Origin of the sequence: Paracoccus sp. MBLB3053 (assembly GCF_031822435.1) — a bacterium.
Lineage (GTDB): Bacteria > Pseudomonadota > Alphaproteobacteria > Rhodobacterales > Rhodobacteraceae > Paracoccus > Paracoccus aurantius.
The window spans coordinates 1642662-1668883 of sequence record NZ_JAVQLW010000001.1 but is presented as its reverse complement, the minus strand read 5'-3'; the positions used below and the strand labels follow the sequence as shown (position 1 = coordinate 1668883).

The following is a 26222-nucleotide window of genomic DNA, read 5'->3' as shown; positions in this document are numbered from 1 at the left end:
CCTAGCCCAAAAGCCGCGCAAGACGGCCCGCCAGCGGAAAGGCGATGCGGCTGACGCCCAGCGTCAGGACAAAGGCGATGGGCCATGCGGTCAGGAACTGGCGGGGCCAGCCATGCAGCCATTCGGTGGTCGGGCCCAGCACGATCAGGGACATGATGCCCGACATCAGCAGGGCCATCATGCCGGACATCAGGGCCTGGGCAATCAAAAGGGTCTTCTTGTTCATCGCTTCGCTCATTTCCTATGGGGGTGGCCGAGCGAGGGAACATCCTTTCACCACGGCAGCACCAGCTTGAGAGTTGGTGCCGTGGGTTCGCATGGATGCGACTGGATCCCGCCGCAGCGGGGGCCGGAATAACCGAACCGGCCTGAAATCTTTTCGACCCGCCCGAGTTAGGTGGCGGGCGGGTCGAAGTCAAGGAAACCGCCTGTCACGCCGCGATGAATTCGCGCACGAAAGGCGTTGCGGGACGGGCGCGGATGTCCTGCGGGCGGCCGACCTGCTCGATCCGGCCCATCGACATGACGACGACCAGATCGGCCAGTTCCATCGCCTCGTCCTGATCGTGGGTCACGAAGACGGTGGTCAGGCCCGTGGTGTCATGGATCTCGCGCAGGCCCTGGCGCAATTCCTTGCGCACGCGCGCATCGAGCGCGCCGAAGGGCTCGTCGAGCAGCAGCATGCGCGGCTCGATTGCGAGCGCGCGCGCAAGGGCCACGCGCTGGCGCTGGCCGCCGGACAGCTGGCTTGGGAAGCGGCCGGCGATCTGCGGCAGCTGGATCAGGTCCAGAAGGCGGGTCACGCGGCGGTCGATCTCGGCCTCGGGCGGGCGGGTGCGGCGCGGGCGGGCGCGCAACCCATAGGCAATGTTTTCAAAGACGGTCATATGGCGGAACAGCGCGTAGCTTTGGAAGACGAAGCCCGCGCGGCGGTCCTGCACCGACAGCCCGGTCGCGTCCTGACCGTCGAACAGGACGCGACCCGAACTTGGGAATTCCAGCCCGCCCAGGATGCGCAGAAGCGTCGTCTTGCCCGAGCCGGATGGGCCCAGCAGCGCGACCAGCGCGCCCGAGGGAATGGCCAGGCTGACGGGCTGCAGGGCCGCCGTCGCGCCGAAGCTTTTCGCGATTTCGTCGATCTCGATATGCATGGGAACCTCAGTGGCGGCGGGTTGCGGCAAGCTGGTCGGCATGACGCCATTCCAGCGCGGTTTTCAGGACCAGGGTCAGCAGCGCGAGCATGGCCAGCACACCGGCCAGGCTGAAGGCGGCGACGGAAAGATATTCGTTGTAGAGCATCTCGATGGTGATCGGCATGGTCGCGGTCTGGCCCCGGATCTTGCCCGAGACGACGGCGACCGCGCCGAATTCGCCCATCGCGCGCGCATTGCACAAGAGCACGCCGTAAAGCAGCGCCCATCTGATATTCGGAAGCGTCACCGTCAGGAACACGCGCCAGCCCGAGGCGCCGAGGGTCAGCGCGGCCTCTTCCTCGGTCCGGCCCTGCTCGATCATCACCGGGATCAGCTCGCGGGCGACGAAGGGAAAGGTCACGAAGACCGAGGCCAGCACGATCCCCGGCAGCGCGAAGATGATCGGGAAGCCCGAGGCGACAAGCCAGCCGCCCAGAAGGCTGTTCGTGCCGAAAAGCAGGACCAGCGCCAGGCCCGCCACGACGGGCGAAACCGAGAACGGCAGGTCGATCAGCGTGATGAGGAACGCCTTGCCGCGAAAGTCGAACTTGGTGATGACCCAGGCGGCGGCGATGCCGAAGACGGCGTTGACAGGAACCGAGATCGCGGCGACCAGCAGCGTCAGCTTGATCGCCGAGGCGGCCTCGGGCTGGGTCAGCGAGGCGAGCGCGGCCCCCGCGCCCTTGGCGAAGGCCTCGGCGAAGACCACGGCGAGCGGGGCGAGAACGAGGATCGCGAGCCCGACCATCGCGACGGCGATCAGGATGGCACGGGCCAGCGGCGTTTCGTCGGTGGCGGGACGCCAGCCCCCAGCCGTCGTTTCGGACGGCGTGAGATAGGGCTCGTGAAGCGTGCTGTCATACATGACCGATCCTCCGCCGGCTCCAGATCTGGATGAGGTTGATGACGAGTAGCATCGAGAAGCTGATCAGCAGCATGGCGATGCCGATGGCCGCCGCGCCGTCATAGTCGAATTCCTCAAGCTTGATGACGATCAGCAGGGGCGCGATTTCGGTCCGCATCGGCAGGTTTCCCGCGATGAAGATGACCGAGCCGTATTCGCCAACCGCGCGCGCGAGCGACAGCGCAAAGCCCGTGAGTGCGGCAGGCGCGAGCATCGGCAGGATCACCCTGCGGATGGTATAGAACCGCCCTGCCCCCAAGGTGGCCGACGCTTCCTCGACCTCGCGTTCGATCTCGGCGATGACGGGCTGCACGGTGCGGGTGACGAAGGGCAGGCCCACGAAGATCAGCGCGATCAGGATGCCCCATTCGGTATAGGCGATCTTGCCGCCCAGCGATTTCGCGATGTTGCCAAAGGCGCCGTTCGGGGCATAAAGCGCGGTCAGCGCGATACCTGCCACCGCGGTCGGCAGGGCAAAGGGCAGATCGACCAGGGCATCGACCAGCCGGCGGCCCGGAAATGTATAGCGCGCCAGAACCCATGCCAGCAGCGTGCCGAAGATCAGGTTGAAGAGCGCGGCGAAGAAGGCCAGCCGGAACGACAGGTAGAGCGCGGCCCAGACGCGGGGCGTGTTGACCGTCGACCAGACGCCAGCCGGGCCGTAACTGGCGCCCTGGGCCAGCAATGCGCCGACGGGCAGGATGACGATCAGCGACAGCATCGTCAGGGTGATCCCCATGCCAAGCCCGAAGCCCGGCATGGGTGATCTTTGCGCGCGAAACAGCGCCGGGGTCATGGATCACATCCCCGCATAGATCTGGTCGAACACGCCGCCATCGCCGAAATGCTCGGGCTGCGCTTTCTGCCAGCCGCCGAAATCGGCGATGGTCACGAGATCGAGCTTGGGGAAACGGGCCACGTCATCGGGGTTCGCGGCGCTGTCATCCCAGGCGCGGTAATAGTGCTTGAAGGCGAGCGCCTGCCCCTCGGGAGAGTAGAGGAAACCCAGATAGGCCTCGGCCAGCTTCTTCTGGGCGTCATCCGTGATGTTCTTGTCGACGATGGCGACCGGCGGTTCTGCCAGGATCGAGACCGAGGGCACGACGATGTCGAACTGGTCATCGCCCAGCTCGTTCAGTGCCAGGTAGGCCTCGTTTTCCCAGGCCAGCAGCACGTCGCCGATCTCGCGCTGCGTGAAGGTCGTCGTCGAACCGCGCGCGCCGCTATCGAGAACCGGGACGTGCTTGTAGATGTCGGCCACGAATTGCTTGGGGTCCTGGCCGTTCCTTTCCGCCCAGGCCCAGGCGGCAAGATAGTTCCAGCGCGCCCCACCCGAGGTCTTGGGATTGGGCGTGATGACCTCGACGCCGTCCTTCACCAGATCGTCCCAGTCCTTGATGCCCTTGGGGTTCCCCTCGCGCACGAGGAAAACGATGGTCGAGGTGTAGGGCGATGAATTATGCGGCAGGCGCGCCTGCCAGTCTTGGGGCAGCAGGCCCTTTTCTGCGATCTTGTCGATATCGGACGCCAATGCCAGCGTCACCACCTGCGCCTTGAGCCCGTCGATCACGGCCCGCGCCTGCGCGCCGGAACCGCCATGCGAGGATTCGATCTTCGCGGCCTGATGGCCTTCGGCCTGCCATTTTTCGGCAAAGGCAGCGTTCACGTCGCGGTAAAGCTCGCGCGTCGGGTCGTAGCTGACATTCAGGAGGCTTTCGGCATGGGCGCCCACGCCGATCGTCAGCCCGCCCAGCGCCATCATCGCGATGGCCATGGCCCGGCGCGCGCCGAAGCCAAGCACGCGGCCCAGAAGGCCGGGCCGAAGCGGATAGCCGACCATCTGCTTGGTTCCGTCCTGAATGGTCATGCGGCCATCCAGGTGTCGGCGGACGACGCGACCATGGGCCAATTGGGTGTCATTCACGCGGATCGTGCGGATCATTGCGACTTTCCTTCTCCCCTCGAGGCAATGGCCTCAACGCCGTAATTACGACAGGGTTACTCGTTTATTTCAAGAAAAAAGACGAACTGCCAGGTCGTTTTTAAATCTTAATTATTTCCCATACTTGAAGGTAATTCATTATGCCGCGATCGCGTTCCGTTGTCGCCAAAGGATGCCTTGGCGGCAGAATCGGCAGACCGAATAGAAAGGGCCGCGCCCCCTGATGGAGGCGCGGCCCGATGGTTCACGAAGTCGGAGGGATCAGTCTTCGGCCAGTTGTTCCTCGGCCTTTTGGGCAAGCGCCTCGGCACGGGCGGCAAGCTCGGCCATGGCCTCGGACAGGCTTGCGGGCACCACCGGAACCTCGACACGCTGCGGGCTGAGTTTCAGCCGATTCAGTTCCCGTTCGGCCGAGGCAAGCTTGTCCTCGATCGCCGATGTACGATCGGCAAGCATCAGCCCCGCCAGCAACAGAAGGCGCGGCTCGGGCATGCGCCCAGCCTGATCGAGGATCGCCCTGGCTTCGGTATCAAGCATCGCGGCGGCGCGTTTGAGCAGCCGCTCCTCTCCCTCCTGGCAGGCGAGGGTGTAGGATTTGTGTCCGATCGAAAATTCGACCTCAGCCATGTCTTTCAGCCTCTCTGCTCGTCGCTTGCTTCGGTCAGGTCGCCGGCGACGCTGTCAGCCATTTCGGTATTCGGCGCAATCGGCGTCTCGACAATCGCGGGCTGCCGGGCGCCCGGCAGGGGATCTTCCCCCTGCCCCTGCGGGTCATTGAACATCTGGTCGAGCGAATCGATGATTTCGCCCAGCTTGCCCATCTCGGCCATGCGGCTTGCGCGAAGCGATTCGATTTCCGCCTCGAGCGCGCTGCGTGCCTGGTCGGCACCGTTTTCGGGATGCGCCGAGATCAGCGCTCGGTTCGCGGTGCTCAGGGCTTCGTTGGCGGCGGCAAGTTCGACGGCGCGCTGCTCGGTCTCGGCAAGGCGGTCGTTCATCACCCCCAGACGCGCCTCGAATCCGGCCACCGCCGAACTGTGCGACGCCCGCAGCGCATCGAGTTCATCGGCAAGGCGCTGGTTTTGCGCGCGTGCTTCCTGCAGCTGGGCTGCGGTATCCTCGTCGTCTTCCGGGGCCGGGGCGTCCTTGGAGAGGCGCAGACCGGCCGTTCGGTCGATGAAGCTGTCGATTCGGTCCAGCGCCGCGATCAGGCGCTTTTCGCTGGCATTCAGGTCGTCTCTCATCGGCCGGAATTCCTTTCGGGGTCGCTGGTCAAAGGCACAGGTTTGTGACTTTTTCGCATCGCTTGGCCCATATGACAAGGATGGGCGAGGATTCGCCACGCCCATCCGCAGATTCGTGCCGCCAGCTTAGGCTTCTGCGTCCTCGATCTCTCGCCTTTCGTCCAAGAGGCCGCGGATTATCGCCCAGACGGACCCGAGCAGGACGATGGCGAAGGGAAAGCCGGTGGAAACCGCCATGGCCTGCAGCGCGGCAAGCCCGCCCCCCAGCAGCAGCACGATGGCGACGACGCCTTCGAACGTGCACCAGAAGATGCGCTGGGGGGTTGGCGAGTCGACCTTGCCCCCCGCGCAGATCGTGTCGATCACGAGCGAGCCGGAATCAGACGAGGTGATGAAGAAGACGATCACCAGGACGATGCCCACGAAGCTGCTGATCGCATGAACGGGCAGATGGCTGAGCATCTCGAAAAGCTGCAGTTCGACCGCGGCAGAAGCCACCCCGGTGATGCCCGACTGGAATTGCGAGATGGCCGTACCGCCCAGCGCCGTCATCCACAGGACCGAGATGATCGAGGGCACGATCAGCACGGCCAGCAGGAATTCCCGGACCGTGCGCCCGCGCGAGACACGGGCGATGAACATGCCGACAAAGGGCGACCAGCTGATCCACCAGGCCCAGTAGAAGCCCGTCCAGCCCTCGCGGAAGGGGTCGTCGGTCCGGCCGAACGGGTTCGACAGCGGTACGAGGTCGCGGGTATAGGCCCCAAGATTCGCGAAGAAGCCGGTCAGGATCTGGCGCGTGGGTCCGGTCAGGATGATGAAGAGCAAAAGCAGCAGCGCGAGGATCATGTTCGCGCGCGAAAGCGTCTGCACGCCCTTGTCCACCCCCAGGACCACGCTGATCGTCGCGACTGCGATGATGCAGCAGATCAGGACGATCTTGGTCGTCATGCCTTCGCCGATGTTGAACAGGAAATGCAGCCCCGCGGCGGCCTGCTCGGCCCCGAATCCCAGCGAGGTCGCCAGCCCGAAGACCGTAGCGAAGACGGCGAGGATGTCGATGACATGCCCGGGCCAGCCCCAGATCTTCTCTCCGAAGATCGGGTAGAAGACCGAGCGCATGGTCAATGGCAGCCCCTTGTTGAAGCTGAACAGAGCAAGCGACAGGGCCACGACCGCGTAGATCCCCCATGGGTGCAACCCCCAGTGGAAAATCGTCGCTGCCATGGCAAGGCGGCGGGATTCAAGCGCATCCCCCTCGGCCCCGTCCAGGGGCGCGACATCGACCCTGACGCCGTTTTCGATCACCTGGCCACCGAACGCGTCGGCATAGTGGCTGAGCGGTTCGGCCACGCCGTAAAACATCAGCCCGATGCCCATCCCGGCGGCGAAAAGCATGGCAAACCATCCCGACCGGTTGAAATCGGGCGTCGCATCCGGCCCGCCAAGCCGGATCTTGCCCAGTGGCGACAGGATCAGCCCCAGGCAGAGCAGCACGAATATGTTCCCCGTCAGCATGAAGAACCAGTCGAGATTCCTTGTCAGCCAGGCCCGCAACCCGATGAAGAAGATCTCTGACCCGCTGGCCTGGGGCACGCCGTCGATCGGCGGCTGGGCGGTGAAATACTGCAACGCCAGGGTCCCGATCGTGAAGATGACGATCGTCGCCGAGGAAATCCCGAAGACGACATGATGGATGTCATAGGGAATTGCGCCCTCGCCCTGGATGTTGTCCTGCCCGATCTCGTAATCGGTCTCGATCAGGGCCGTCGGTCCCTCCGGGGCGGGAAAGCCTTCGTCATCTAACTGGGGCTCGGGCTCGGATACCCCCGAAGAGGGATTGTCTGCAGAATCGCTCATGCACTCTCCTGTTCATGGCGTTAGGTCATGGGAAGCAGCGACGAAAGAGACGGGTTTTTACAGGTTTATCGCTCCATCCTAGTCCTGCCGCGACTTTTCAGTCAAAGGATCGTTGCCTATAAGGCGGCAGGTCCTGAACGGAGAAACAGATGCGCCGCGCAACCATCACCCGCGACACGGCCGAGACGCAGATCGAGGTCGAAGTGAACCTCGACGGCACGGGCAAATACGACAACCAGACCGGTGTCGGCTTCTTCGATCACATGCTGGACCAGCTGTCGCGCCATTCGCTGATCGACCTGACCGTCCGCGCGAAGGGCGACCTCCATATCGACGACCACCATACGGTCGAGGACGTGGGCATCGCCATCGGTCAGGCGCTGACCAGGGCGCTTGGCGACAAGAAGGGCATCCGGCGCTATGGCAGGTTTCACCTTGCCATGGACGACACGCTGATCCGCGCCGCGCTGGACCTTTCGGCGCGGCCCTTCCTGGTCTGGAACGTCGATTTCCCGAGCCCGAAGATCGGCACCTTCGATACCGAACTGGTGCGCGAATTCTTCCAGGCGCTTTCGACCCATGGCGGCATCACCCTGCACGTGGACCGGCTGCACGGCTTCAACAGCCATCACATCGCCGAGGCCGCATTCAAGGCCGTCGCCCGCGCGCTGCGCGAGGCGGTCGAACCCGATCCGCGCATGGCGGGCGTGCTGCCTTCGACCAAGGGGGCCTTGTGATGCGCGTTGCGCTGGTTGATTACGATAGCGGAAACCTGCATTCGGCCGAGAAGGCCTTTGCCCTGATGGGGCGCGAGACCGGCGCCGAGGTCTTTGTCACATCGGACCCCGAGGCGGTGCGCGCGGCCGACCGGATCGTGCTGCCCGGCGACGGTGCCTTTCCTGCCTGTCGCGAGGCACTGAACGCCGTTCCCGGCATGGTCGAGGTATTGCGCGAAGCGGTGTTGTCGCGGGGCGTGCCCTTCATGGGGATCTGCGTCGGCATGCAGATGCTGGCCGAAATCGGCCATGAATACCGCGACACGACAGGGCTTGGCTGGATCGGCGGAGAAATCGACGCGATCGATGCGCTCGGCCTGAAAGTCCCTCATATGGGCTGGAACGACCTGACGGTCCTGCAGCCGCACCCGCTGCTTGAAGGCATCGCCACGGGCGATCACGCCTATTTCGTCCATAGCTGGCAGTTTCTGGTCCGCGATCCGGCCCACCTGCTGGCTACGGCCGATTACGGAGGCCCGGTGACGGCGGTGGTCGGGCGCGACAATATCGTCGGCACCCAGTTCCACCCCGAGAAATCACAGGATGTGGGGCTGCGCATCATCTCGAATTTCCTACGCTGGCAGCCCTGAGAACGACCGGGGGCTTGCCCCCCCGGATCATGTCCTACCGTGCGCGGGTCCATTTCTGCGTCTTGCAGAAGACAGCGACGCAGCCCGATACGTTCAGCGTCTGGCCATCGAGCTGCATCTTGGACTTGTAGGTCTTGTCCGAGCCCGGGTCCCAGATCGTCCCGCCGGAAAACTTGCCGTTCCCATCGTCGGACATTCCGGCAACGATGTTCTTGCCCGTGTTCTTCGAGGTGATTTCCTTGCCCGACATGTCGAAGGACCGAACCAGCTTGCCGCAATACTTGCCGCCGCAATCGTAGAACTGGACCATGCCGATCTGTCCCTGGTCATTGGGCTGCGTCTGAAAGACGCCGCTGATGCCGCCCGCCTGAGCGACAGAGCCCCCCATGGCCGCCCCCAGGACAAGGGCTGCGGCGATTGCCGGTCGTTTCATCGTTGTTTCCTCCCCTTCGGGGACCATGCCCCCTGGGCCGAGATTGCTGGTGCGGATGTGCCGCGATCAAGCGTGACGTGGCGTTGGCAAGAGTGCCGCGCCTGACCGCCCTGCCCCTTCCGATTGTCGGCATCCTGTGGCAAAGGGGCGCCAACGACAGGAGAGACGCGATGATCCTTTACCCCGCCATCGACCTCAAGGACGGCAATTGCGTCCGTCTGCTGCGCGGCGACATGGAAGCGGCGACCGTTTTCGGCACCGACCCGGCTGCCCAGGCAAAGGCCTTCGAGGAGGCCGGAGCGCAATGGCTGCATCTCGTCGACCTGAACGGCGCCTTTGCCGGGCATCCGGTCAATGCCGAGGCGGTCGAGGCGATCCTGGCCGCCGTGAAGATCCCCGCGCAGCTTGGGGGCGGCATCCGCGACATGGCGACGATCGAAAGCTGGATCGATCGCGGGCTGTCGCGGGTGATCCTGGGCACCGTCGCTGTCGAGAACCCCTCACTGGTGCGCGAGGCCGCTCTGGCATTCCCCGGCAAGATCGCGGTCGGGATCGACGCTCGCGGCGGTCGCGTGGCGACCCGCGGCTGGGCCGAGGAAACCAATATCATGGTGACTGAACTCGCCCATCAGTTCGAAGATGCCGGCGTTTCCGCGATCATCTACACCGATATCGACCGCGACGGCGCGATGCAGGGGCCGAACATCCCCGCGACCGAGGCGCTGGCCCGTGCCGTCAACATCCCCGTCATCGCCTCGGGCGGCGTCAGTTCGATGCAGGATCTGCTGGCGCTGCGCGATGCACGCTCGATTGCGGGTGCGATCTCGGGCCGGGCGCTTTACGATGGCGCGATCAATCTGGGCGAGGCGCTGCGCGCGCTGGCATAAGGGGGCAAGATGCTCAAGACGCGGGTGATCCCTTGCCTCGACGTGGCCGATGGCCGTGTCGTCAAGGGCGTGAATTTCGTCGATCTGGTGGATGCGGGCGACCCGGTCGAGGCCGCGCGCGCCTATGACGCCGCAGGCGCGGACGAGATCTGCTTTCTCGACATCCATGCCACGCATGAAAACCGCGGCACGATGTATGACCTCGTCACCCGCACGGCCGAAGCCTGTTTCGTGCCCCTGACCGTGGGCGGCGGCGTGCGCAGCCATCACGACGTCCGCGCCCTGCTGCTGGCGGGCGCCGACAAGGTCAGCTTCAATTCAGCTGCCGTCGCCGATCCGGACGTCATCGCCGAGGCTGCCGACCGTTTCGGCAGCCAATGCATCGTCTGCGCCATCGACGCCAAGACCGTCGCTCCGGGGAAATGGGAGATCTTCACCCATGGCGGGCGCAAGCCCACCGGGATCGACGCCGTCGAATTTGCCCGGACCGTCGCCGCCAAGGGCGCGGGCGAGATCCTTCTGACAAGCATGGATCGTGACGGAACGAAATCGGGCTTCAACATCCCGCTGACCCGCGCCGTGGCGGATGCGGTCAACATCCCCGTCATCGCCTCGGGGGGCGTCGGCGCGCTGGAACACCTGGCCGAAGGCGTGCTGGAAGGTCATGCCTCGGCGGTGCTGGCGGCCTCGATCTTCCATTTCGGCACCTTTACCGTAAGCGAGGCCAAGGAACACCTGGCCGCCGCTGGCATCCCCGTGAGGCTGACATGAGCGCGCTCCAGCGGCTTGCCGAAACGATCGCATCCCGCAAGGGCGCCGATCCAGAAACCAGCTGGACCGCCAAGCTCTTGTCCAAGGGCCCCGAGAAATGCGCCGAGAAATTCGGCGAGGAAGCGGTCGAGGCGATCATCGAGGCGGTCAAGGGCGATCGGGACAAGCTGATCGCCGAAGCGGCCGACTCGATCTATCACCTGCTCGTCATGCTGGCCGCACGCGATGTGACGCTGGCAGATGTCGAAAATGAACTCGACCGCCGCGAAGGGCGTTCGGGGATCGAGGAGAAGGCTTCGCGAAAGTGAGCAAATGCTCGATGTACTTGCCGGGGAATTCGCGCGCCCGATGAGCCAACCCTTTGGGGTCGTGGTTCTGCGGCTGTGCATGGCCGTATTGCTGGGCGGCGCGCTTGGCTGGGAACGCGAGCTTCGGAACCGGGCCGCGGGGCTGCGCACGCATATGCTGATTTCGCTGGCGGCCGCCTGCTTCACGCTGGTCGCCCTCAACCTTGTTGATTTCACCAATGCCACGGAGGCCGAGCAGCGCATCGACCCGCTGCGCCTGATCGAAGCGGTGACTGCGGGCGTCGCCTTTCTGGCGGCGGGCAGCATCATCATCAGCCATGGCTCTGTCCGTGGTCTCACGACCGGGGCGTCGATGTGGCTTTGCGGTGCGATCGGACTGTGCTGCGGCACGGGCGACCTGCGGCTGGCCCTGCTGGTCACCGCCTTGGCGCTGATCGTTCTGAGCCTCGTCCGGGCGATGTTCGAAAAGGCCGCCCGTGACGAGAAAGAGGAGGAGAATTAGCCGGCGACCGACACGACCTTCACCGCGCCGTTATGCGCCGACAGGGCGATTTCGCCTGCGGCAAGCCGAAGCGCGTCGCGGCCGAAAACCTCGGCTCGCCAGCCGTACAGCGCCGGAATCTCACGCGCGCCCGAGGCGATCGCGTCCAGATCGGCGGCCGAGGCGATCAGACGCGGCGCAACGCCCGCCTCATCCGACTTGGCCTTGAGCAAAACGCGCAGCAGTTCGGCCAGTGCGGCATTTCCAGGGCGACCCGGTTCATCCGGCGCGGGTTTCGGGAGATCCTTGGTCTCGAGCCCTTCCTTCACGGCCGCAAGAATGCCGTTGGCGATATCGCCGCGTCGCGCATCGCGCAGCAGAAGCCGCGATTTGCCGAGATCCGACTCGCTGAGTGGCTTGGTCGATGCCAGCTCGATCAACGCATCATCCTTGTAGACGCGGGCGCGCGGGATGTCGCGTTCCTGGGCATAGGTTTCGCGGAAACGGGCCAGTTCCCGCACGATGGCAAGGAAACGAGGCGAGCCCGAACGGGTCCGCACGCGCTGCCATGCCTCTTCGGGGCGGGTGATGTAGGTTTCCGGATTCAGCAGAACCGCAACTTCCTCTTCGAGCCAGGGCGCACGTTCAGTCTTGTGCAACTGCTCGGCGAGGAATTCGTAGATCGCGCGCAGATGGGTCACATCGGCCAGGGCATAGGATGCCTGGGCATCGGATAGCGGACGGATCGACCAGTCGGTGAAGCGCGACGACTTGTCGAGCGGCTGGCGCGCGATCTTCTTGACCAGGGTCTCGTAGCCGACCTGCTCGCCAAAGCCGCAAACCATCGCCGCGATTTGGGTATCGAAAAGCGGGTCCGGGAAGACCCCGGCGTCGTGGAAGAAGATTTCCAGATCCTGACGCGCCGCGTGAAAGACCTTGACCGTCGCCTTGTGACGGAAGAGGTCATAAAGCGGCTCAAGCGACAACCCCTCGACCAGCGGGTCGATCAGAACGGCCGGTCCGCCTTCGGCCTTCAGGCTCGATGCCGGGGGCAAGGCGGCCTGGATCAGGCAGAGTTTCGAATAATAGGTGCGCTCTCGCAGGAACTCGGTATCGAGCGTGACATAGGGCTGGGTCTTGGCCAATGCGCAGAACTCGGCGAGTTCTGCCGTGGTCGTGATCGTGCGGATGTCTTCTCGGCGGGCGGTCTTGGGGCTGGCGGACATTGACTTCTTTCAGGCATGGGCGGGGCGTCCGCCGAATCTTGTATCCGGCCTTCACCTAACCTTGCAGGAAAATCAAGGCGCGACGTGACGCTTCATAAAGGTTCTATGTCACCCTGTGCCCGCTGCGCCTCGAATTCGGTCACGAAATCGGCCAATCGTCCCGCCGAGATGGCGGCGCGCAGTCCGCCCATCAATTCCTGGAAGTAGTGCAGGTTGTGCCAGGTCAAGAGCATCCCCGAGATCATCTCGCCCGAACGCATCACGTGATGCAGATAGGCGCGAGAATAGCCGGTGCAGGCTGGGCAGGTGCAATGTTCGTCCAGCGGGCGCGGATCATCGGCATGGCGGGCATTCTTGATGTTGACCTGGCCGCGACGCGTCCAGGCCTGGCCCGTCCGCCCCGAGCGCGAGGGCAGCACGCAATCCATCATGTCGACGCCGCGGACGACCGCCCCCACGATATCGTCGGGCTTTCCCACGCCCATCAGGTAGCGCGGCTTGTCCTCGGGCAGGAAACCGGGGGCATAGTCGAGGACGCCGAACATGGCCTCCTGGCCCTCGCCGACGGCGAGGCCGCCGATCGCATAGCCCTCGAAGCCGATGGATTTCAGTGCCTCGGCCGATTCCTCGCGCAACTCCGGCGTGACCCCGCCCTGCATGATGCCGAAAAGCGCATGGCCGGGCCGGTCGCCAAAGGCGTCGCGGCTACGCTGCGCCCAGCGCATCGACATGCGCATGGATTTCGCGACCTCTTCGTCGGTGGCGGGCAGCGCCGGGCATTCGTCAAAGGCCATGACGATGTCCGAGCCCAGCTTGCGCTGGATCTCCATGCTGGTTTCCGGCGACAGGAAATGCTTCGAGCCATCGACATGGCTCGCGAAGGTCACGCCTTCCTCGGTCAGCTTGCGCAGGCTCGACAGGCTCATGACCTGAAAGCCCCCCGAATCGGTCAGGATGGGCCGTTCCCAGTTCATGAACTTGTGCAGCCCGCCGAGCCGCGCGACGCGGTCGGCGCCGGGGCGCAACATCAGGTGGTAGGTATTGCCAAGCAGGATGTCCGCACCGGTGGCGCGCACCGATTCGGGCATCATCGCCTTGACCGTCGCGGCTGTCCCGACGGGCATGAAGGCGGGGGTGCGGATCTCGCCCCGCGGGGTCTGGATCACGCCGGTACGGGCACGGCCATCGGTGGCCGAGACGGAAAACTGGAATCTGTCGCTCATGGGGCGGCTCATAGGCGGTTTGGGGGGGCTTTGCAAAGCCCGCTTATGCGCCCGCAGCGCGCAGGAGTTTCGCCCGACCCGGGGGAATGGCGCGGATCTCGAGCCCGGTGAAGACATGCAGCGTATTCATCTGCTGATCTACCACTGCGTGATCGCTGACCCAACCGCCCATGGCGAGATAGGATCGCAGCAATGGCGGCATCGCAGCCATGGCAAGGCGGGGGTCGGGCTTGCGCAGCTTGAGTGCGCGCGCGAAGCGGAAAACCTTTGGTGCCTTGACGCGGGGAAGCCAGCGTTTCGGCGCCAGATGGCGTTCGCGCAGCATGGCAAATGCGTCCTCGTAGCCCTGCGTATCCGTCCCCATGAAACTTGAGCAGCCAAAAAGCATCTCGACACCTTCCGCGTCGACATGGCGCGCCAGGGCGCCCCAGGCGAGGCGCAGGATATCAGGGTCCTGACGCTCGGGATGGATGCAGAAACGCCCGATCTCGACCATCTTGCCGTCAAATTCAAGAAGGCGGGACAGGTTGTAGTAGCGGGCCGAATAGCTGTCCCCGATCTCGCAACCGCCGGAAAGCGTCAGCATGCGGAAGCAGGCGACCAGCTTGCCCGTCGGGATTTCGCGAATCAGCACATGGGTGCACCTGTCGTCGTAATCATCCGCGTCGATCGAATCATCGGTCGGCTCAAGCTGGCTCCGCTTGCCGACGAAACACAGCCAGCGAAGCTGCTGCGCTTCTCGTATCTGTTCCGGACCCTTGGCAACAAGAACTTCGTAACGGCCTTTGCGCAATGCCATCATGGCACCCCTGCCTAATCCCCCGGAAGACGAAAGCGCTCGACGCATCCCGTCTTGTTCCTGTCCTCCCTGCACCTATCTTGTAACACGGATGCTACATTATGAAGGACAAAGATGACGGATCGCGTGATCAAATCCGATGCCGAATGGCAGGCCGAACTGGATGCCGAAACTTTTCGCGTCACGCGGCAGGCTGGCACCGAGCGGCCGTTTTCCCATCCGGGCTTTCCGAAGGGCCCCGGCCACTACGAATGCGCCTGCTGCAACGCAAGACTGTTCGACGGGGATGCCAAATTCGAAAGCTTCTGCGGATGGCCAAGCTTTTCCCGCGCGGGCGGCAATATCGACGAACATCACGATGCGAGCCACGGGATGATTCGCACGGAAGTGCGCTGCCATCGTTGCGACGCTCATCTGGGGCATGTGTTCCCCGACGGTCCGCCGCCGACCGGGCTGAGATATTGCATCAACGGCGTCGCACTTCGCTTCGTTCCCGACGCCGGTTGAAAGAAGGGCGCCGCATTCGGCGCCCTTTTTTTTTCATGAACCTTACTGAACGATGTCGCCTGCCGAGACCCGGCCGACATTGCCCATGAGCTGGCGGACTAGGCCAAGGCTGGTCACGCCGGTATCGGTGACGCGTCGCGACAGAACCACGACGCGGCCCCGTTCAAGCCCGAAACGCTCGATGTTCGACACCGTCCCCGCCTCGGTGAAGCTGACCGCCACCACTTCGCGATTGATTTCGCGCGGTTCACGGGGGCCGTAATATTCCCAGCGCGATCCGACATAGTACCAGGCCGAGCCGGTCAGCAGCCCTTGCGAGCTGGGACGACCGATCAGGCCCTCCAGATCGGCCTGGTTCGTCTGGCCGACCGCGACCTGCGCAAGTTCGTCATCTGCCGGAACATAGCCGTGATTGCGATAGATCGGCGCGCAGGCTACAAGTGCGACGGAGGCAGTCAGTGCGAAAGCCATGATCTGCCGTCGAGAAATCTTCATCGTGCACCTGTCCCTTATGCGCCTGTTGACGTCGCGCGACCGGCTTAGCAAACTCATGCCCCGCGCTCAAGAATATCCCAGTAACGGCCTCGACAGTGCCGGAAAGGCCCCGCCATGACGCAACCCGCCCGCTCCCATAACCGCTACCGCGTGGCGCAACTCAACCCGCGGCAGCCGACCCAGTTCGAACTTGCCCCTGATTCCGAGGCCCGTGCCGCGATCGCGGCCGAGCTTGGCCTGAATTCGCTTCCGGCCTTGCGCTTCAAGGGCGAGATACGCCCGGCGCAAAGCGACGCATGGGAGGTGACCGGACGGCTGACCGCAAAGGTCGTCCAACCCTGCGTCGTGACGCTTGCCCCGGTCAAGACGGCGTTGAACGAAGAGCTGCACCGCCTCTTCTCGCCCCACGCCACCACGCCCGAGGGCGAAGAGGTCGAAATGCGCGATGATGAGGTCGAGCCGCTGGGCCAGTTCATCGACATCGAAGCCATGATGATCGAGGCACTGACCCTTGCCCTGCCGCTTTATCCCCGTGCCGACGGTGCCAATCTTGACGAGCCCGACCCGGAGCCCGAAGGGGAAACCCGCAAGCCCTTCGCGGGACTCGCGGATCTGCTGAAGAACAGGGACAAATAGGCGCGGGGAACCTAAAGCGAGCGCTGCTGATCCTGCCAGTCCGAAGCAATTTCCGGCCCAAGGTTCATCGGCGCAAGCATCCCCTGCCCCAGAACGTGATCCGCTGCCTTTTCGCCGGTCATGATCGACGGAGCATTGAGATTTCCGTTCGTGATGCGCGGAAAGATCGAGCTGTCGGCCACGCGCAGACCTTCGACACCGATCACCTTGAGTTCCGGATCGACCACCGCCATTTCGTCGTCGGCACGTCCGACCCGCGCGGTTCCGCAGGGATGAAATGCCGATTCGGCATGTTCGCGGATGAAGGCATCGATTTCGGCATCGCTGACGACCGCTTCTCCGGGCTGAATTTCGTGGCCCTTGTACGCGGCCATGGCGGGTTGCTCGAAGATTTCGCGGGTCAGGCGCACGCAGGCGCGGAACTCGGCCCAGTCATCGGCATGCGACATGTAGTTGAAGCGGATTTCGGGCGCGTCCCTTGGGTCTGGAGATTTCAGCCTGACAGTACCGCGCGATTTTGAACGCATTGGCCCGACATGCACCTGAAAGCCGTGGCCCTCGGCCGCAGCCTTGCCGTCATAGCGCACGGCAAGCGGCAGGAAGTGATACTGGATATCGGGATATTCCAGTCCCGCGCGCGACCTGATGAAGCCGCAGCTTTCGAACTGGTTCGAGGCACCCAACCCGCTTCCAGTGGCCATCCATTGCGCCCCGATCGACCCTTTGCCCCACAGGTTCCAGTGTTTGTACAGCGTGATCGGCTGCGTCGCGGTGTATTGCATGTAGACTTCAAGGTGATCTTGCAGGTTCGCGCCCACGCCCGGACGATCCGCCCGAATTTCGATCCCGTGTTCGGCCAGGTGATCCGCCGGACCGATCCCCGAAAGCATCAGCAGCTTCGGCGTATTGATCGAGCTCGCCGAAAGAATCACCTCATGTCGTGCACGGAAGACATTGACGCCGCGCGTGTTTCTGACTTCGACCCCGACTGCGCGCCCATCTTCGAATACGACCCTTTGGGCCAGCCCGCGCCGCAGCCGCAGCCGACCGGTTTCCTGTGCAGGGCGCAGATAGGCGTTGGCGGCCGACCAGCGACGGCCTTCCCAGATCGTCGCCTCCATGGCGCCGAAGCCTTCCTGCCGGGCGCCATTGTAATCCTCGGTCATGGGATAGCCCGCTTCCCTGCCAGCCCTGATGAAGGCGTTGAAAAGCGGGTTCTTGCGCGAGCCACGTGTGACATGCAGCGGACCTTCGGTGCCGCGATATTCGCTGACCGCGCCATGCGATGATTCCATGCGCTTGAAATAGGGCAGAACGTCGGCATAGGACCAGCCCGCCGCACCACTTTCCGCCCAATGATCGAAATCGCGCGCATGTCCCCGCACGAAGACCATCCCGTTGATCGACGACGATCCACCCACCACCTTGCCGCGTGGCGTCACCAGTCTGCGCCCACCCAAATGGGCCTCGGGCTCCGAGGAAAAACCCCAGTCATAGCGGCGCATGTTCATCGGATAGCTCAGCGCCGCCGGCATCTGGATGAACGGCCCGACATCCGATCCGCCATATTCGATCATGTCGACCCGCTTGCCGGCCATGACCAGGCGATAGGCCAGCGCACAACCGGCGGAACCTGCACCGACGATGACGTAATCGGGAATCATTTCAGCCCCCTGTGGCCCGAGGGTCCGCCGATGAGATCAATAGGGTGCATCCACAGTCCCCATTCCGACATAGACCGATTTCAACTGAGAATAGTGCTCGATCGCGGCGGCCGAGTTCTCGCGGCCTATGCCCGACAGCTTGACCCCGCCGAATGGAGCCTCGATCGGGGTCAGGTTATAGGTATTGATCCAGGTCGTGCCCGCCTGCAGCGCCGCCGCCACGCGATGCCCGCGCGAGAGGTCGCGGGTAAACACACCTGCCGCCAATCCATAAGGTGTGGCATTCGCCCGCGACAGGGCTTCCTCTTCCGTGTCGAAGCTCAGCACCGACATGACGGGGCCAAAGATTTCCTCACGCGCGATCCACATGTCGTCGGTCACATCGGCAAAGACGGTCGGCGGCACGAAAGCCCCCTCGCCCGGTCCGCCGCAGACCAGCCGCGCGCCTTCGTGTTGACCGCGGGCGATCGCGTCGCGGATCTTCGCGACCTGCCCGGCATTGATGATCGGGCCGTGTTGCGTCGCCTCGTCCATCGGGTCACCCATACGGACCTCGGCCGAGCGTGCGGCCAGTCGATCAAGGAAAGCAGGCAGAATGCCATTCTGGACAAAGACCCGCGTTCCGTTCGAGCAGATCTGCCCCGAGGAGTAGAAGTTCGCGAGGATCGCGGCGCCAACGGCATCCTCAAGCGAGGCGTCGTCGAAAACGATCAGCGGTGACTTGCCGCCCAGTTCCATCGTGACATGGCGCATGCCTTCTGCGGCAGCGGCATAGACCTTCTGACCGGTCGCGACAGAGCCCGTCAGCGAAACCTTGTCGACCCGCGGATCGGTCACCAGCGCAGCGCCCACCGCACCACGCCCCTGCACCACGTTGAAGACACCGGGCGGCAGGCCAGCCTCGATCAGGATCTCGGCAAGCTTCAGGGCGCCAAGCGGCGTTTCCTCGCTGGGCTTGAAGACCATGGCATTGCCCATGACCAGCGCGGGCGCAGCCTTCCAGCAGGCGATCTGGCTGGGATAGTTCCAGGCTCCGATTCCCGCGCAGACCCCCAGCGGTTCGCGGATCGTATAGACGAAATCGCCCCCCAGGGGCATGGTTTGTCCCGTCACGGTGGGCGCGAGACCTGCGAAATATTCCAGCGCATCTGCCCCCGAAGGCCAGTCCGCGACCCGCGTTTCCTGGATCGGCTTTCCCGTATCCAGCGTCTCCAGCCGGGCCAGCTCCTCGGCCCGCTCGCGGATGATCTGGGCTGCGCGCATCAGAACCCGGCCGCGCTCGACCGGGCGCATCGCGCCCCAGGCAGGCTGAGCGGCGGCGGCGGCGGCTGTTGCCTCGGCAACCTGTTCGGGTGTCGCTTCGCGAAGTTCCGCGATCACCTCGCCGGAATAGGGGTAGAGCACCTGCAGCGCGGGCCCCTGCCCGTCGACCGACCGACCGTCGATGAACAGACTGGCGGCGGGCTGGGCGGAATGGCTCGGGGAATCACTCATCGCAGGACCTTTTCCAGATAGTCGAGTGTCAGTCGCTCGGCGGTTTCGCCGTCATATTCATTCGAGAGTGCCGCGCGCAGGTAGACGCCGTCGATCAGGGCGCCAAGGGTGCGGGCTGTCGGCTCGGCCTCGGCACCCACCAGCGGACGAAGGGCCACGAGCAGGTTCGATCGCAGGCGCTTGTGATAGACTGCAAGCAGACGGCCAGCCTCCGAATCGACCAGGGCCAAGGCGTAGAAGCTGAGCCACGCCGCGATGGCTTCCCGTTCGAAGTTGCCGGGGCCAAAGCTTGCGTGCACGATCGCAGCCAGTCGTTCGCGCGGATTTTTGGCCGCCTTCAAGGCCGTCGTCGTTGAAACCCGATACTGGCTGAGGATATGCCGCATCGCAGCAAGAAAGATGCGCTCCTTGGAGCCGAAGTAGTGATGAGCCAGCGCAGTGGACATTCCGGCCTCGCGCGCGATTTGCGCGACAGTCACATCAAGAGAGCCGGCGCGCCCCACGGTGGTTATGGTGGCGTTGATTAACGCGGCCTTTCGGATAGGTTCTGCACCAAGCTTGGGCATTTTCGTTCCCGCAACAGAGGAATTGCTTGAGGGCAAGCGGAGCTAGCCGACTTTTGATTGACTCGTCAATCAATAAAAACCTTAATCCGACTGACAGTCAACGAAACAGGGAGTAAAAGATGACACAGTGCCGCAGTTTCGCAGCCATCGCCGCCGGGTTTGCCCTGACTTTGGCCTCTGCCGCACCGGGCATGGCGCAGGAGGCAGCAGGATGCAGCGATGTCGTGTTCTCGGATGTGGGTTGGACCGACATCACCGCCACAACGGCTTTGGCTACGACCGTCCTTCAGGCGCTGGGATACGAAACCGAAATCAAGGTGCTGTCCCTGCCTGTGACCTATACGGCCATGGCGAAGAATGACGTCGACGTGTTCCTGGGCAACTGGATGCCGAGCCAGGAAGGCGATCTCAAGCCCTATCGCGATTCAGGCAGCGTCGAGGTGCTGCGGACCAATCTCACCGGCGCGAAATACACGCTCGCCACGAACGAAGCCGGTGCCAAGCTCGGGATCGACGACTATTCGAAGATCGCAGCACATGCGGACGAACTTGACGGCAAGATCTACGGAATCGAGCCCGGCAACGACGGAAACCGCCTGCTGCTTGAAATGGTGGCCGACAACAAGTTCGACCTTGGGACCTTCGAGATCATCGAAAGCTCCGAACAGGGGATGCTGGCACAGGTGGCGCGCGCCGACGGCGCCGGTCAGCCGGTGGTCTTCCTGGGCTGGGAACCGCACCCGATGAACACGCAGTTCAAGCTGACCTATCTGGCCGGCGGCGACGATATCTTCGGCCCCGATTTCGGCGGCGCCCGGGTCGATACCAACGTCCGGGCAGGATATGTCAAGGAATGCCCGAATGTAGGGAAGTTTCTCGAGAACCTGGAATTCACCCTGGCCATGGAAAACGAGGTCATGGGCAAGATCCTGAATGACGGCGAAGATCCTGCCGATGCTGCCAGGGATTGGTTGATGGCAAATCCGGATGCCGCAAAGCCGTGGCTTGAAGGTGTCACGACCGTTGACGGCTCCGATGCTCTCGCCGCCCTGGAAACGGCACTCTCCAAATGATGACCGGCGGGCAGATGGCACAGCTTCTGCCCGCGCCACATGGCCCCCGGGGCACTGCCTCGGTTTGCGGGGTCATGCCGCCCGTCCAGACCGATTCCCCCGGCGACAAGTCGTCACGCCGGGCTTTGCGGGCGTCTGACGATCCCGAACGGCAGAAAGAAAAGGACGCATGGATCAATTGACCGACATCTTGACCGGGACAAAGATCCCGGTCGGAAAGACCGCGAAGGCCATATTCGATTGGCTGAACGCCCATGGTGCGTTCATCTTCAACGCCATCTCCAAGGGGATGGAATGGCTTATCGGCGGCATCCTCTCCATTCTGGAGTTCCCCCACCCGCTGATCTTCACGCTGCTTGCCGTAGCATTGACCTGGGCACTTCAGCGCAACTGGAAGACCTGCCTTCTGGTGGCATTGGGCTTCCTGTTCATCCTGAACCAGGGTTACTGGGATGAGACCATGCAATCGCTGACGCTGGTGCTGGCGGCCTGTGTGGTCTGCATGGCAATCGGCGTTCCGCTGGGCATCGCCGCCGCCCACCGGCCCCGGCTCTATGCCTGGATGCGCCCCGTGCTCGATCTGATGCAAACCCTTCCGACCTTCGTCTATCTGATCCCGGCCATCGTCTTTTTCGGGATCGGCATGGTTCCGGGCCTGATCGCGACGGTCATCTTCGTCCTGCCCGCCCCAATCCGCCTGACCCATCTCGGCATCAGCTCGACCCCGCGGCCGCTCGTCGAGGCCGCAACCGCATTCGGCGCCACACCGCGCCAGCTTCTGTGGAAGGTCGAACTGCCCTCGGCCCTGCCCCAGATCATGGCCGGTTTGAACCAGACGATCATGCTGTCGCTGTCGATGGTCGTGATCGCGGCCCTGGTCGGCGCCTCCGGACTGGGCGTACCGGTCGTTCGGGCGCTGAACAGCGTGAACACCGCCTTGGGCTTCGAAAGCGGATTCATCATCGTGGTCGTGGCCATCATGCTCGACCGGATGCTGCGCGTGGGGAAACATGATGAATGAACAGAATGCCGTCGAGTTCGACAACGTCAACATCGTCTTTGGCGACAACCCCGAAGCCGCCCTGCCCCTGATGGATCAGGGCCTCGAGCGCGGGCCGATCAAGGCCGAGACCGGGCAGGTCCTGGGCGTTCACAATTGCTCGCTGAACGTCCGCGAGGGCGAAATTCTCGTGCTGATGGGGCTTTCCGGTTCGGGCAAGTCCACGCTCCTGCGGGCAGTGAACGGGCTCAATGGCGTCTGCCGCGGCGAGGTCCGGGTCTGGGATGGCGACCACATGGCCTCGGTGACCAAAGCGCGCGAATCCGAGCTGCGCCGTCTGCGCCGCAACCGCGTCGCGATGGTGTTTCAGCAATTCGGGCTGCTGCCCTGGCGTTCGGTGCGGGAAAATGTCGGGCTTGGCCTCGAACTCGGGGGCATTCCCGCGTCCGAGCGCCATCGCCGTGTCGAGGCGCAGCTTGCGACAGTCGGGCTGACGGACTGGGCCGACCGGAAGGTGGGGGATCTCTCGGGCGGGATGCAGCAGCGTGTCGGGCTGGCCCGCGCTTTCGCCACCGAGGCGCCCATCCTCTTGATGGATGAGCCCTTCTCGGCGCTCGATCCGCTCATCAGAAACCGCTTGCAGGATGAACTGCTCGAACTGCAGAAGGTCGCCCGCAGGACCATCATCTTCGTGAGCCACGACCTGGACGAGGCTTTCCGCATCGGCAACCGGATCGCACTGATGGAAGGCGGGCGGATCGTTCAGGTCGGGACCGCGCGCGAGATCATCGCCAATCCCGTCGATGCCTATGTCGAGGATTTTGTCGCCCATATGAACCCGCTGGGCGTGCTGACCGCCGAGGACATGGCCGAGCCACAGGATGCGCCGGGCGCGCCGATCAGCCGGGAAACTCCGATCCGCGACGTGATGCGGATGATGACCGAAAGCGGCTTCGACGCGCTGCCGCTCGAAGGTGGCGGAAGGGTTACCCAGCAGGGCATCATGAGCCGTCTGGTCGCGCCGAATGCCCGGGGTGGAGGTGCTTCCGAGCACTAGTGTCCCGAGCCGGTTGAAAAGCCTGTGCGCCATCGCCGTTGCAAACCGGCCGCACCCGCCCGCTTCAATGCGTGGCGGGTTGCTTCGAATCAAGTCCCGTGCCTATCAACAGCCTGTTCCGCAACCTCGCACAGAAAGGGCACTGGCATGAACCATATCTTCGCCGTTCCAACCGCCCTTTCCGGCACCATGCCGTTTTGGCATTGCCGCTCGCGACGGGGCTGACGGAACCCGATCCGGACCGCCCGACCAGGGTATTTCACCGATCATGACCGACATTTTCCGCAGGCGCTGACGCGCGCTGCGCCATGTCGACCATTACCAAACCTCAATTAGGGAGCCGACCTGCGCAAGCAGGCGGCAGACACCAGATGAATACAACCATTCTCCGCCCCGTGCGGGATCTTCGCGCGCCGTTGGACGATCTGATCGACAATCACGGATTGCTGCGTGTCAGCCTTGCCCTGATGCGCGCGGCGGTCCGGCGGGGTCGAATACGTCCTCGACCAGTGACGGATCTTTCGGATCACATCTTGCGTGACATCGGACTGGAGCCGCACGGCCGCAGAGGACCGGATTACTGGAACCTGCGTTAGACTTCCTTGGGAAGATCAGGCGGCGGGGTGATAGGAGCCCGCCGCAACCGCGCCTCGCGCCAGGTGATGTAGCTGATCGCGCCGATCATCACCGCACCTCCGACAAGCACCCAGACATCCACCGGCTCGGCAAAGACCAGCGCACCGAGCAGGCTGGCCCAGATCAATTGCAGGAAGACGACTGGTTGCGTGACAGTCAGCGGCGCGGCGGCAAAGGCTCGGGTCATCGCATAGTGGCCAGCCGTCGCGAAGAACGCGGTGCAGGCCAGGACCGCGCATTGCGTAGGCGTCGGAGGCACCCAGTTCAGCGCCGCGAACGGGGCAAGACCGATACAGACCGTCAGCGACATCATCGCGACCACGACGGCGGCCGGAACCTGCTCGGACAGGCGCTTGGCGACCAGGTACGACGCGCCGAACGTGACCGAGGCGCCAAGCTGCGCGAAGTGACCGGGTTCGAGCATACGGATGCCCGGCCTCAGGACGATCATCGCTCCGATCAGCGCGACCGCGATGGCCAGGGCGCGGCGCCATGAAATCCGCTCGCCCATCAGCAGCGCCGCCCCGATGGTGACGACGATAGGGTTGAGAAAGCCGATGGCCGTGACCTCGGCCACGGTAATCCGTGCCATGGCGTAGAACCACAGGATCACCGCCAGCGTGTGCAACCCGCCGCGCAAGGCGAACATGCGCCAGATACGGGGCGTGAAGCCGCGCCTCAGCGCAGGCAGAAGCGCCGGGATCAGGAAGACCAGCCCGAAGGCAAAGCGGATGAAGGCCCCCTCAGGCGCAGGCAGGGCATTGCCGAGCCACCGCACCGTACCATTGACTGCGACGAAGCTGAGACCGGCGGTCAGCATCCAGAATATGCCGATCAGGTCTCGGCGGGGCGGTGCGGCGGTGATCGTGCTCATGTCGCAAGCCATGACGCCTTGCCCGCGTGCACGCAAGCCCTCAGCCCTTAAGGATCAGCCCGACCGCGATCGTCCACATCGTGATGGCGACGGCAAGATCGAGAACCCTCCACGCCACCGACCTTGAAAAGACCGGGCTCAGCAGTCGGGCGCCGTAGCCAAGGCCAAAAAAGAACAGGATCGATCCGGAGATGGCGCCAAGAGCAAAGACCGCCTGCTCATCGAAGCCGCTTGAAACCGACCCCAGCAATACCACCGTGTCGAGCCAGACATGCGGGTTGAGCCAGGTCAGAGCTGCGACGACAGCAAGTGTGGCCCCAAGCCCGGCCGCACCCTCGCCGGCATGCAGTGCCGCCCCGCCACGAAGCGCCTTCCGCAAGGCGCGCGCGCCATATACCAGCAGAAAGAGCGCTCCTCCCCAGCGCATGAGCAGGAGAAACCACGGTGCATGCGCCGCTAGCGCGCCCGCGCCGGCCACGCCTGCGGCAATCAGCAGCGCATCCGAGAGGGCGCAGAAGGCGCATGTCGCAAACACATGACGCCCAAGCAGACCCTGTTTCAGGACAAAGGCGTTCTGCGCCCCGATTGCCAAAATGAGCGAGAGGCCTGTCCCAAGCCCCGCAAGATATGTCTGCATGGATTTTCTCCTGTCCGCGTGCAGGCTTGCGGCAACATGCGGGATCAGGCAAATTCAAAATACTTTCCCACCTTAAGTTTTGCTTATGCTTGACTACCCGGCGCTTGCCGCTCTTGCCGAAATCATCCGCCGCGGCTCGTTCGAGGCGGCCGCCGCAGCCCTTGGCGTCACGCCATCGGCGATCTCGCAGCGTATCAAGGGGCTTGAGGAGCGTATGGGCGAAGTGCTGCTGCATCGCGGTCCACCTGCCCGAGCGACCGAACGCGCGATGCGACTGGTCCAGCACCTGGACCAGGTGCTGATCTTGGAGCGCAGTCTCGGGGAAAGCCAAGCAAGCCAGCCGGCCATCCTGCGGATTGCTGTCAACGCTGATAGTCTGGCGACATGGTTTCCGCCGGTCATGGCCGCGCTGGATGTCATCTACGATCTGCTGGTCGATGATCAGGATCACGCGCGCGACTGGCTGGGCAAGGGTGAGGTGACGGCTGCGCTTTGCTCGGACCCTCGCCCCGTTCCCGGCTGCGAGGTGACCGCGCTTGGCAAGATGCGCTATCACGCCCTTGCCACGCCCGATTTCATCGCCCGCCACTTCCCGCAAGGCCCGACGGCAGAGGCGCTTCTGGCCGCGCCGGCGGTGATCTTCAACAGCAAGGATGCTGCGCAATCCCGCTGGGCCGAGGCCGTCACGGGCCGGCGACTGCATTTGCGTGGACATCATGTTCCGGCATCTGAACCCTTCGCCCGAGTCATCGAGCTGGGCATCGGCTGGGGCATGATCCCCGACGCCATGTCTGGTCCGGCGCTCGGATCGGGTCGCCTTGCTCTGCTCAGCCCCCTGCCCCTCGACGTGCCGCTGTATTGGCAGGTTCAGCGCGCGCTTCGCCCGGCACTCGCCCCCTTGAGCCGCGCCGTAAGAGAAAGGGCCGCAGCGGAACTGCGGCCCTGA

At 63.9% G+C, this 26222-nt stretch carries 31 protein-coding genes; 13 read left to right on the top strand and 18 right to left on the bottom strand.

Annotated features, from left to right (window positions below):
• Window position 1 precedes the first annotated feature (1 nt).
• The 8 genes from RGQ15_RS08460 to RGQ15_RS08425 form a co-directional block, all read right to left on the bottom strand.
• Entirely contained in the window at window positions 2-226 is a 225-nt protein-coding gene (locus RGQ15_RS08460) for a DUF2798 domain-containing protein (protein WP_311159777.1), read from the bottom strand.
• A 205-nt stretch (window positions 227-431) separates the two neighbouring features.
• Window positions 432-1151, bottom strand: coding sequence for a sulfate/molybdate ABC transporter ATP-binding protein (locus RGQ15_RS08455; protein WP_311161065.1), 720 nt, complete (start codon window positions 1149-1151; stop codon window positions 432-434).
• Between the two features lie 7 nt (window positions 1152-1158).
• Window positions 1159-2058, bottom strand: coding sequence for a sulfate ABC transporter permease subunit CysW (gene cysW / locus RGQ15_RS08450; protein ID WP_311159776.1), 900 nt, complete (start codon window positions 2056-2058; stop codon window positions 1159-1161).
• The gene (cysT, locus tag RGQ15_RS08445; protein WP_311159775.1) at window positions 2051-2893 is read right to left on the bottom strand and encodes a sulfate ABC transporter permease subunit CysT; all 843 of its coding nucleotides are present in this window, start codon (window positions 2891-2893) and stop codon (window positions 2051-2053) included. The genes cysW and cysT overlap by 8 nt, the downstream gene beginning before the upstream one ends.
• A 3-nt stretch (window positions 2894-2896) precedes the next feature.
• A complete protein-coding gene (locus RGQ15_RS08440) occupies window positions 2897-4039 on the bottom strand; it encodes a sulfate ABC transporter substrate-binding protein (RefSeq protein WP_311159774.1) in 1143 nt (380 codons plus the stop codon).
• Between the two features lie 261 nt (window positions 4040-4300).
• Window positions 4301-4666: a cell division protein ZapA gene (locus tag RGQ15_RS08435; RefSeq protein WP_311159773.1), complete on the bottom strand. Its 366-nt coding sequence runs from the start codon at window positions 4664-4666 to the stop codon at window positions 4301-4303.
• 5 nt (window positions 4667-4671) lie between these two features.
• Entirely contained in the window at window positions 4672-5283 is a 612-nt protein-coding gene (locus tag RGQ15_RS08430) for a hypothetical protein (RefSeq protein WP_311159772.1), read from the bottom strand.
• Between the two features lie 126 nt (window positions 5284-5409).
• Window positions 5410-7143, bottom strand: coding sequence for a BCCT family transporter (locus RGQ15_RS08425; protein ID WP_311159771.1), 1734 nt, complete (start codon window positions 7141-7143; stop codon window positions 5410-5412).
• Window positions 7144-7292: 149 nt separating this feature from the next.
• Between RGQ15_RS08425 and hisB the strand changes: the two genes are divergently transcribed.
• Complete coding sequence (gene hisB, locus RGQ15_RS08420; RefSeq protein WP_311159770.1) at window positions 7293-7880, top strand: imidazoleglycerol-phosphate dehydratase HisB; 588 nt, start codon at window positions 7293-7295, stop codon at window positions 7878-7880.
• Window positions 7880-8509 (top strand): imidazole glycerol phosphate synthase subunit HisH, encoded by a 630-nt coding sequence (gene hisH / locus RGQ15_RS08415; protein WP_311159769.1) that lies wholly within the window; start codon window positions 7880-7882, stop codon window positions 8507-8509. Before hisB ends, hisH begins: the two co-directional genes overlap by 1 nt.
• 34 nt (window positions 8510-8543) lie before the next feature.
• Here the strand turns inward: hisH and RGQ15_RS08410 are convergent, their stop codons facing one another.
• A complete protein-coding gene (locus RGQ15_RS08410) occupies window positions 8544-8942 on the bottom strand; it encodes a DUF2147 domain-containing protein (protein ID WP_311159768.1) in 399 nt (132 codons plus the stop codon).
• Between the two features lie 170 nt (window positions 8943-9112).
• Here RGQ15_RS08410 and hisA point away from each other — a divergent pair, with 170 nt between their 5' ends.
• The 4 genes from hisA to RGQ15_RS08390 are packed head-to-tail and all read left to right on the top strand — an operon-like array spanning window position 9113 to window position 11410.
• Entirely contained in the window at window positions 9113-9829 is a 717-nt protein-coding gene (gene hisA, locus RGQ15_RS08405; RefSeq protein WP_311159767.1) for a 1-(5-phosphoribosyl)-5-[(5-phosphoribosylamino)methylideneamino]imidazole-4-carboxamide isomerase, read from the top strand.
• A 9-nt stretch (window positions 9830-9838) separates the two neighbouring features.
• The gene (gene hisF, locus RGQ15_RS08400; RefSeq protein WP_311159766.1) at window positions 9839-10600 is read left to right on the top strand and encodes an imidazole glycerol phosphate synthase subunit HisF; all 762 of its coding nucleotides are present in this window, start codon (window positions 9839-9841) and stop codon (window positions 10598-10600) included.
• Entirely contained in the window at window positions 10597-10908 is a 312-nt protein-coding gene (locus RGQ15_RS08395; RefSeq protein ID WP_311159765.1) for a phosphoribosyl-ATP diphosphatase, read from the top strand. The genes hisF and RGQ15_RS08395 overlap by 4 nt, the downstream gene beginning before the upstream one ends.
• Before the next feature lie 4 nt (window positions 10909-10912).
• The gene (locus tag RGQ15_RS08390) at window positions 10913-11410 is read left to right on the top strand and encodes an MgtC/SapB family protein (protein WP_311159764.1); all 498 of its coding nucleotides are present in this window, start codon (window positions 10913-10915) and stop codon (window positions 11408-11410) included.
• On the opposite strand, the gene rnd is transcribed toward RGQ15_RS08390, so the two are convergent.
• From rnd to RGQ15_RS08375, 3 genes are all read right to left on the bottom strand, one after another.
• Window positions 11407-12579, bottom strand: coding sequence for a ribonuclease D (gene rnd, locus RGQ15_RS08385; RefSeq protein ID WP_311161063.1), 1173 nt, complete (start codon window positions 12577-12579; stop codon window positions 11407-11409). The genes RGQ15_RS08390 and rnd overlap by 4 nt on opposite strands.
• A gap of 128 nt (window positions 12580-12707) precedes the next feature.
• The gene (gene tgt, locus RGQ15_RS08380; protein ID WP_311159763.1) at window positions 12708-13838 is read right to left on the bottom strand and encodes a tRNA guanosine(34) transglycosylase Tgt; all 1131 of its coding nucleotides are present in this window, start codon (window positions 13836-13838) and stop codon (window positions 12708-12710) included.
• A 43-nt stretch (window positions 13839-13881) separates the two neighbouring features.
• A complete protein-coding gene (locus tag RGQ15_RS08375) occupies window positions 13882-14640 on the bottom strand; it encodes a GNAT family N-acetyltransferase (protein WP_311159762.1) in 759 nt (252 codons plus the stop codon).
• 111 nt (window positions 14641-14751) lie between these two features.
• Here RGQ15_RS08375 and msrB point away from each other — a divergent pair, with 111 nt between their 5' ends.
• Window positions 14752-15144: a peptide-methionine (R)-S-oxide reductase MsrB gene (msrB, locus tag RGQ15_RS08370; protein WP_311159761.1), complete on the top strand. Its 393-nt coding sequence runs from the start codon at window positions 14752-14754 to the stop codon at window positions 15142-15144.
• 42 nt (window positions 15145-15186) lie between these two features.
• Here msrB and RGQ15_RS08365 read toward each other — a convergent pair whose 3' ends face one another.
• Complete coding sequence (locus RGQ15_RS08365; RefSeq protein ID WP_311159759.1) at window positions 15187-15639, bottom strand: outer membrane protein assembly factor BamE; 453 nt, start codon at window positions 15637-15639, stop codon at window positions 15187-15189.
• 114 nt (window positions 15640-15753) lie between these two features.
• Between RGQ15_RS08365 and RGQ15_RS08360 the strand changes: the two genes are divergently transcribed.
• Window positions 15754-16275 (top strand): YceD family protein, encoded by a 522-nt coding sequence (locus RGQ15_RS08360; protein WP_311159758.1) that lies wholly within the window; start codon window positions 15754-15756, stop codon window positions 16273-16275.
• Window positions 16276-16286: 11 nt separating this feature from the next.
• Here the strand turns inward: RGQ15_RS08360 and betA are convergent, their stop codons facing one another.
• Genes betA through betI form a run of 3 tightly spaced genes read right to left on the bottom strand, consistent with a single transcriptional unit; the run spans window position 16287 to window position 19999 of the window.
• On the bottom strand, window positions 16287-17939 hold the full coding sequence (gene betA / locus RGQ15_RS08355) for a choline dehydrogenase (protein ID WP_311159757.1): 1653 nt from the start codon (window positions 17937-17939) through the stop codon (window positions 16287-16289).
• 36 nt (window positions 17940-17975) lie between these two features.
• On the bottom strand, window positions 17976-19433 hold the full coding sequence (gene betB / locus RGQ15_RS08350) for a betaine-aldehyde dehydrogenase (RefSeq protein WP_311159756.1): 1458 nt from the start codon (window positions 19431-19433) through the stop codon (window positions 17976-17978).
• The gene (betI, locus tag RGQ15_RS08345) at window positions 19430-19999 is read right to left on the bottom strand and encodes a choline-binding transcriptional repressor BetI (RefSeq protein WP_311159755.1); all 570 of its coding nucleotides are present in this window, start codon (window positions 19997-19999) and stop codon (window positions 19430-19432) included. Before betI ends, betB begins: the two co-directional genes overlap by 4 nt.
• Window positions 20000-20118: 119 nt before the next feature.
• Between betI and choX the strand changes: the two genes are divergently transcribed.
• The 4 genes from choX to RGQ15_RS08325 all read left to right on the top strand — a co-directional run bounded on the left by choX (window position 20119) and on the right by RGQ15_RS08325 (window position 23725).
• Window positions 20119-21072, top strand: coding sequence for a choline ABC transporter substrate-binding protein (choX, locus tag RGQ15_RS08340; protein WP_311159754.1), 954 nt, complete (start codon window positions 20119-20121; stop codon window positions 21070-21072).
• Between the two features lie 169 nt (window positions 21073-21241).
• Complete coding sequence (choW, locus tag RGQ15_RS08335; protein WP_311159753.1) at window positions 21242-22093, top strand: choline ABC transporter permease subunit; 852 nt, start codon at window positions 21242-21244, stop codon at window positions 22091-22093.
• The gene (choV, locus tag RGQ15_RS08330; RefSeq protein WP_409201309.1) at window positions 22083-23129 is read left to right on the top strand and encodes a choline ABC transporter ATP-binding protein; all 1047 of its coding nucleotides are present in this window, start codon (window positions 22083-22085) and stop codon (window positions 23127-23129) included. Before choW ends, choV begins: the two co-directional genes overlap by 11 nt.
• 371 nt (window positions 23130-23500) lie before the next feature.
• Window positions 23501-23725, top strand: coding sequence for a hypothetical protein (locus RGQ15_RS08325; RefSeq protein WP_311159751.1), 225 nt, complete (start codon window positions 23501-23503; stop codon window positions 23723-23725).
• Here the strand turns inward: RGQ15_RS08325 and RGQ15_RS08320 are convergent.
• Entirely contained in the window at window positions 23722-24639 is a 918-nt protein-coding gene (locus RGQ15_RS08320; RefSeq protein WP_311159750.1) for a DMT family transporter, read from the bottom strand. The genes RGQ15_RS08325 and RGQ15_RS08320 overlap by 4 nt on opposite strands.
• A 40-nt stretch (window positions 24640-24679) precedes the next feature.
• Window positions 24680-25276 carry a LysE/ArgO family amino acid transporter gene (locus RGQ15_RS08315; RefSeq protein WP_311159749.1) on the bottom strand — a complete coding sequence of 199 codons (597 nt, stop codon included), beginning with the start codon at window positions 25274-25276 and terminating at the stop codon, window positions 24680-24682.
• An 85-nt stretch (window positions 25277-25361) separates the two neighbouring features.
• On the opposite strand from RGQ15_RS08315, the gene RGQ15_RS08310 reads away from it, so the two are divergent.
• Window positions 25362-26222, top strand: coding sequence for a LysR family transcriptional regulator ArgP (locus RGQ15_RS08310; RefSeq protein WP_311159748.1), 861 nt, complete (start codon window positions 25362-25364; stop codon window positions 26220-26222).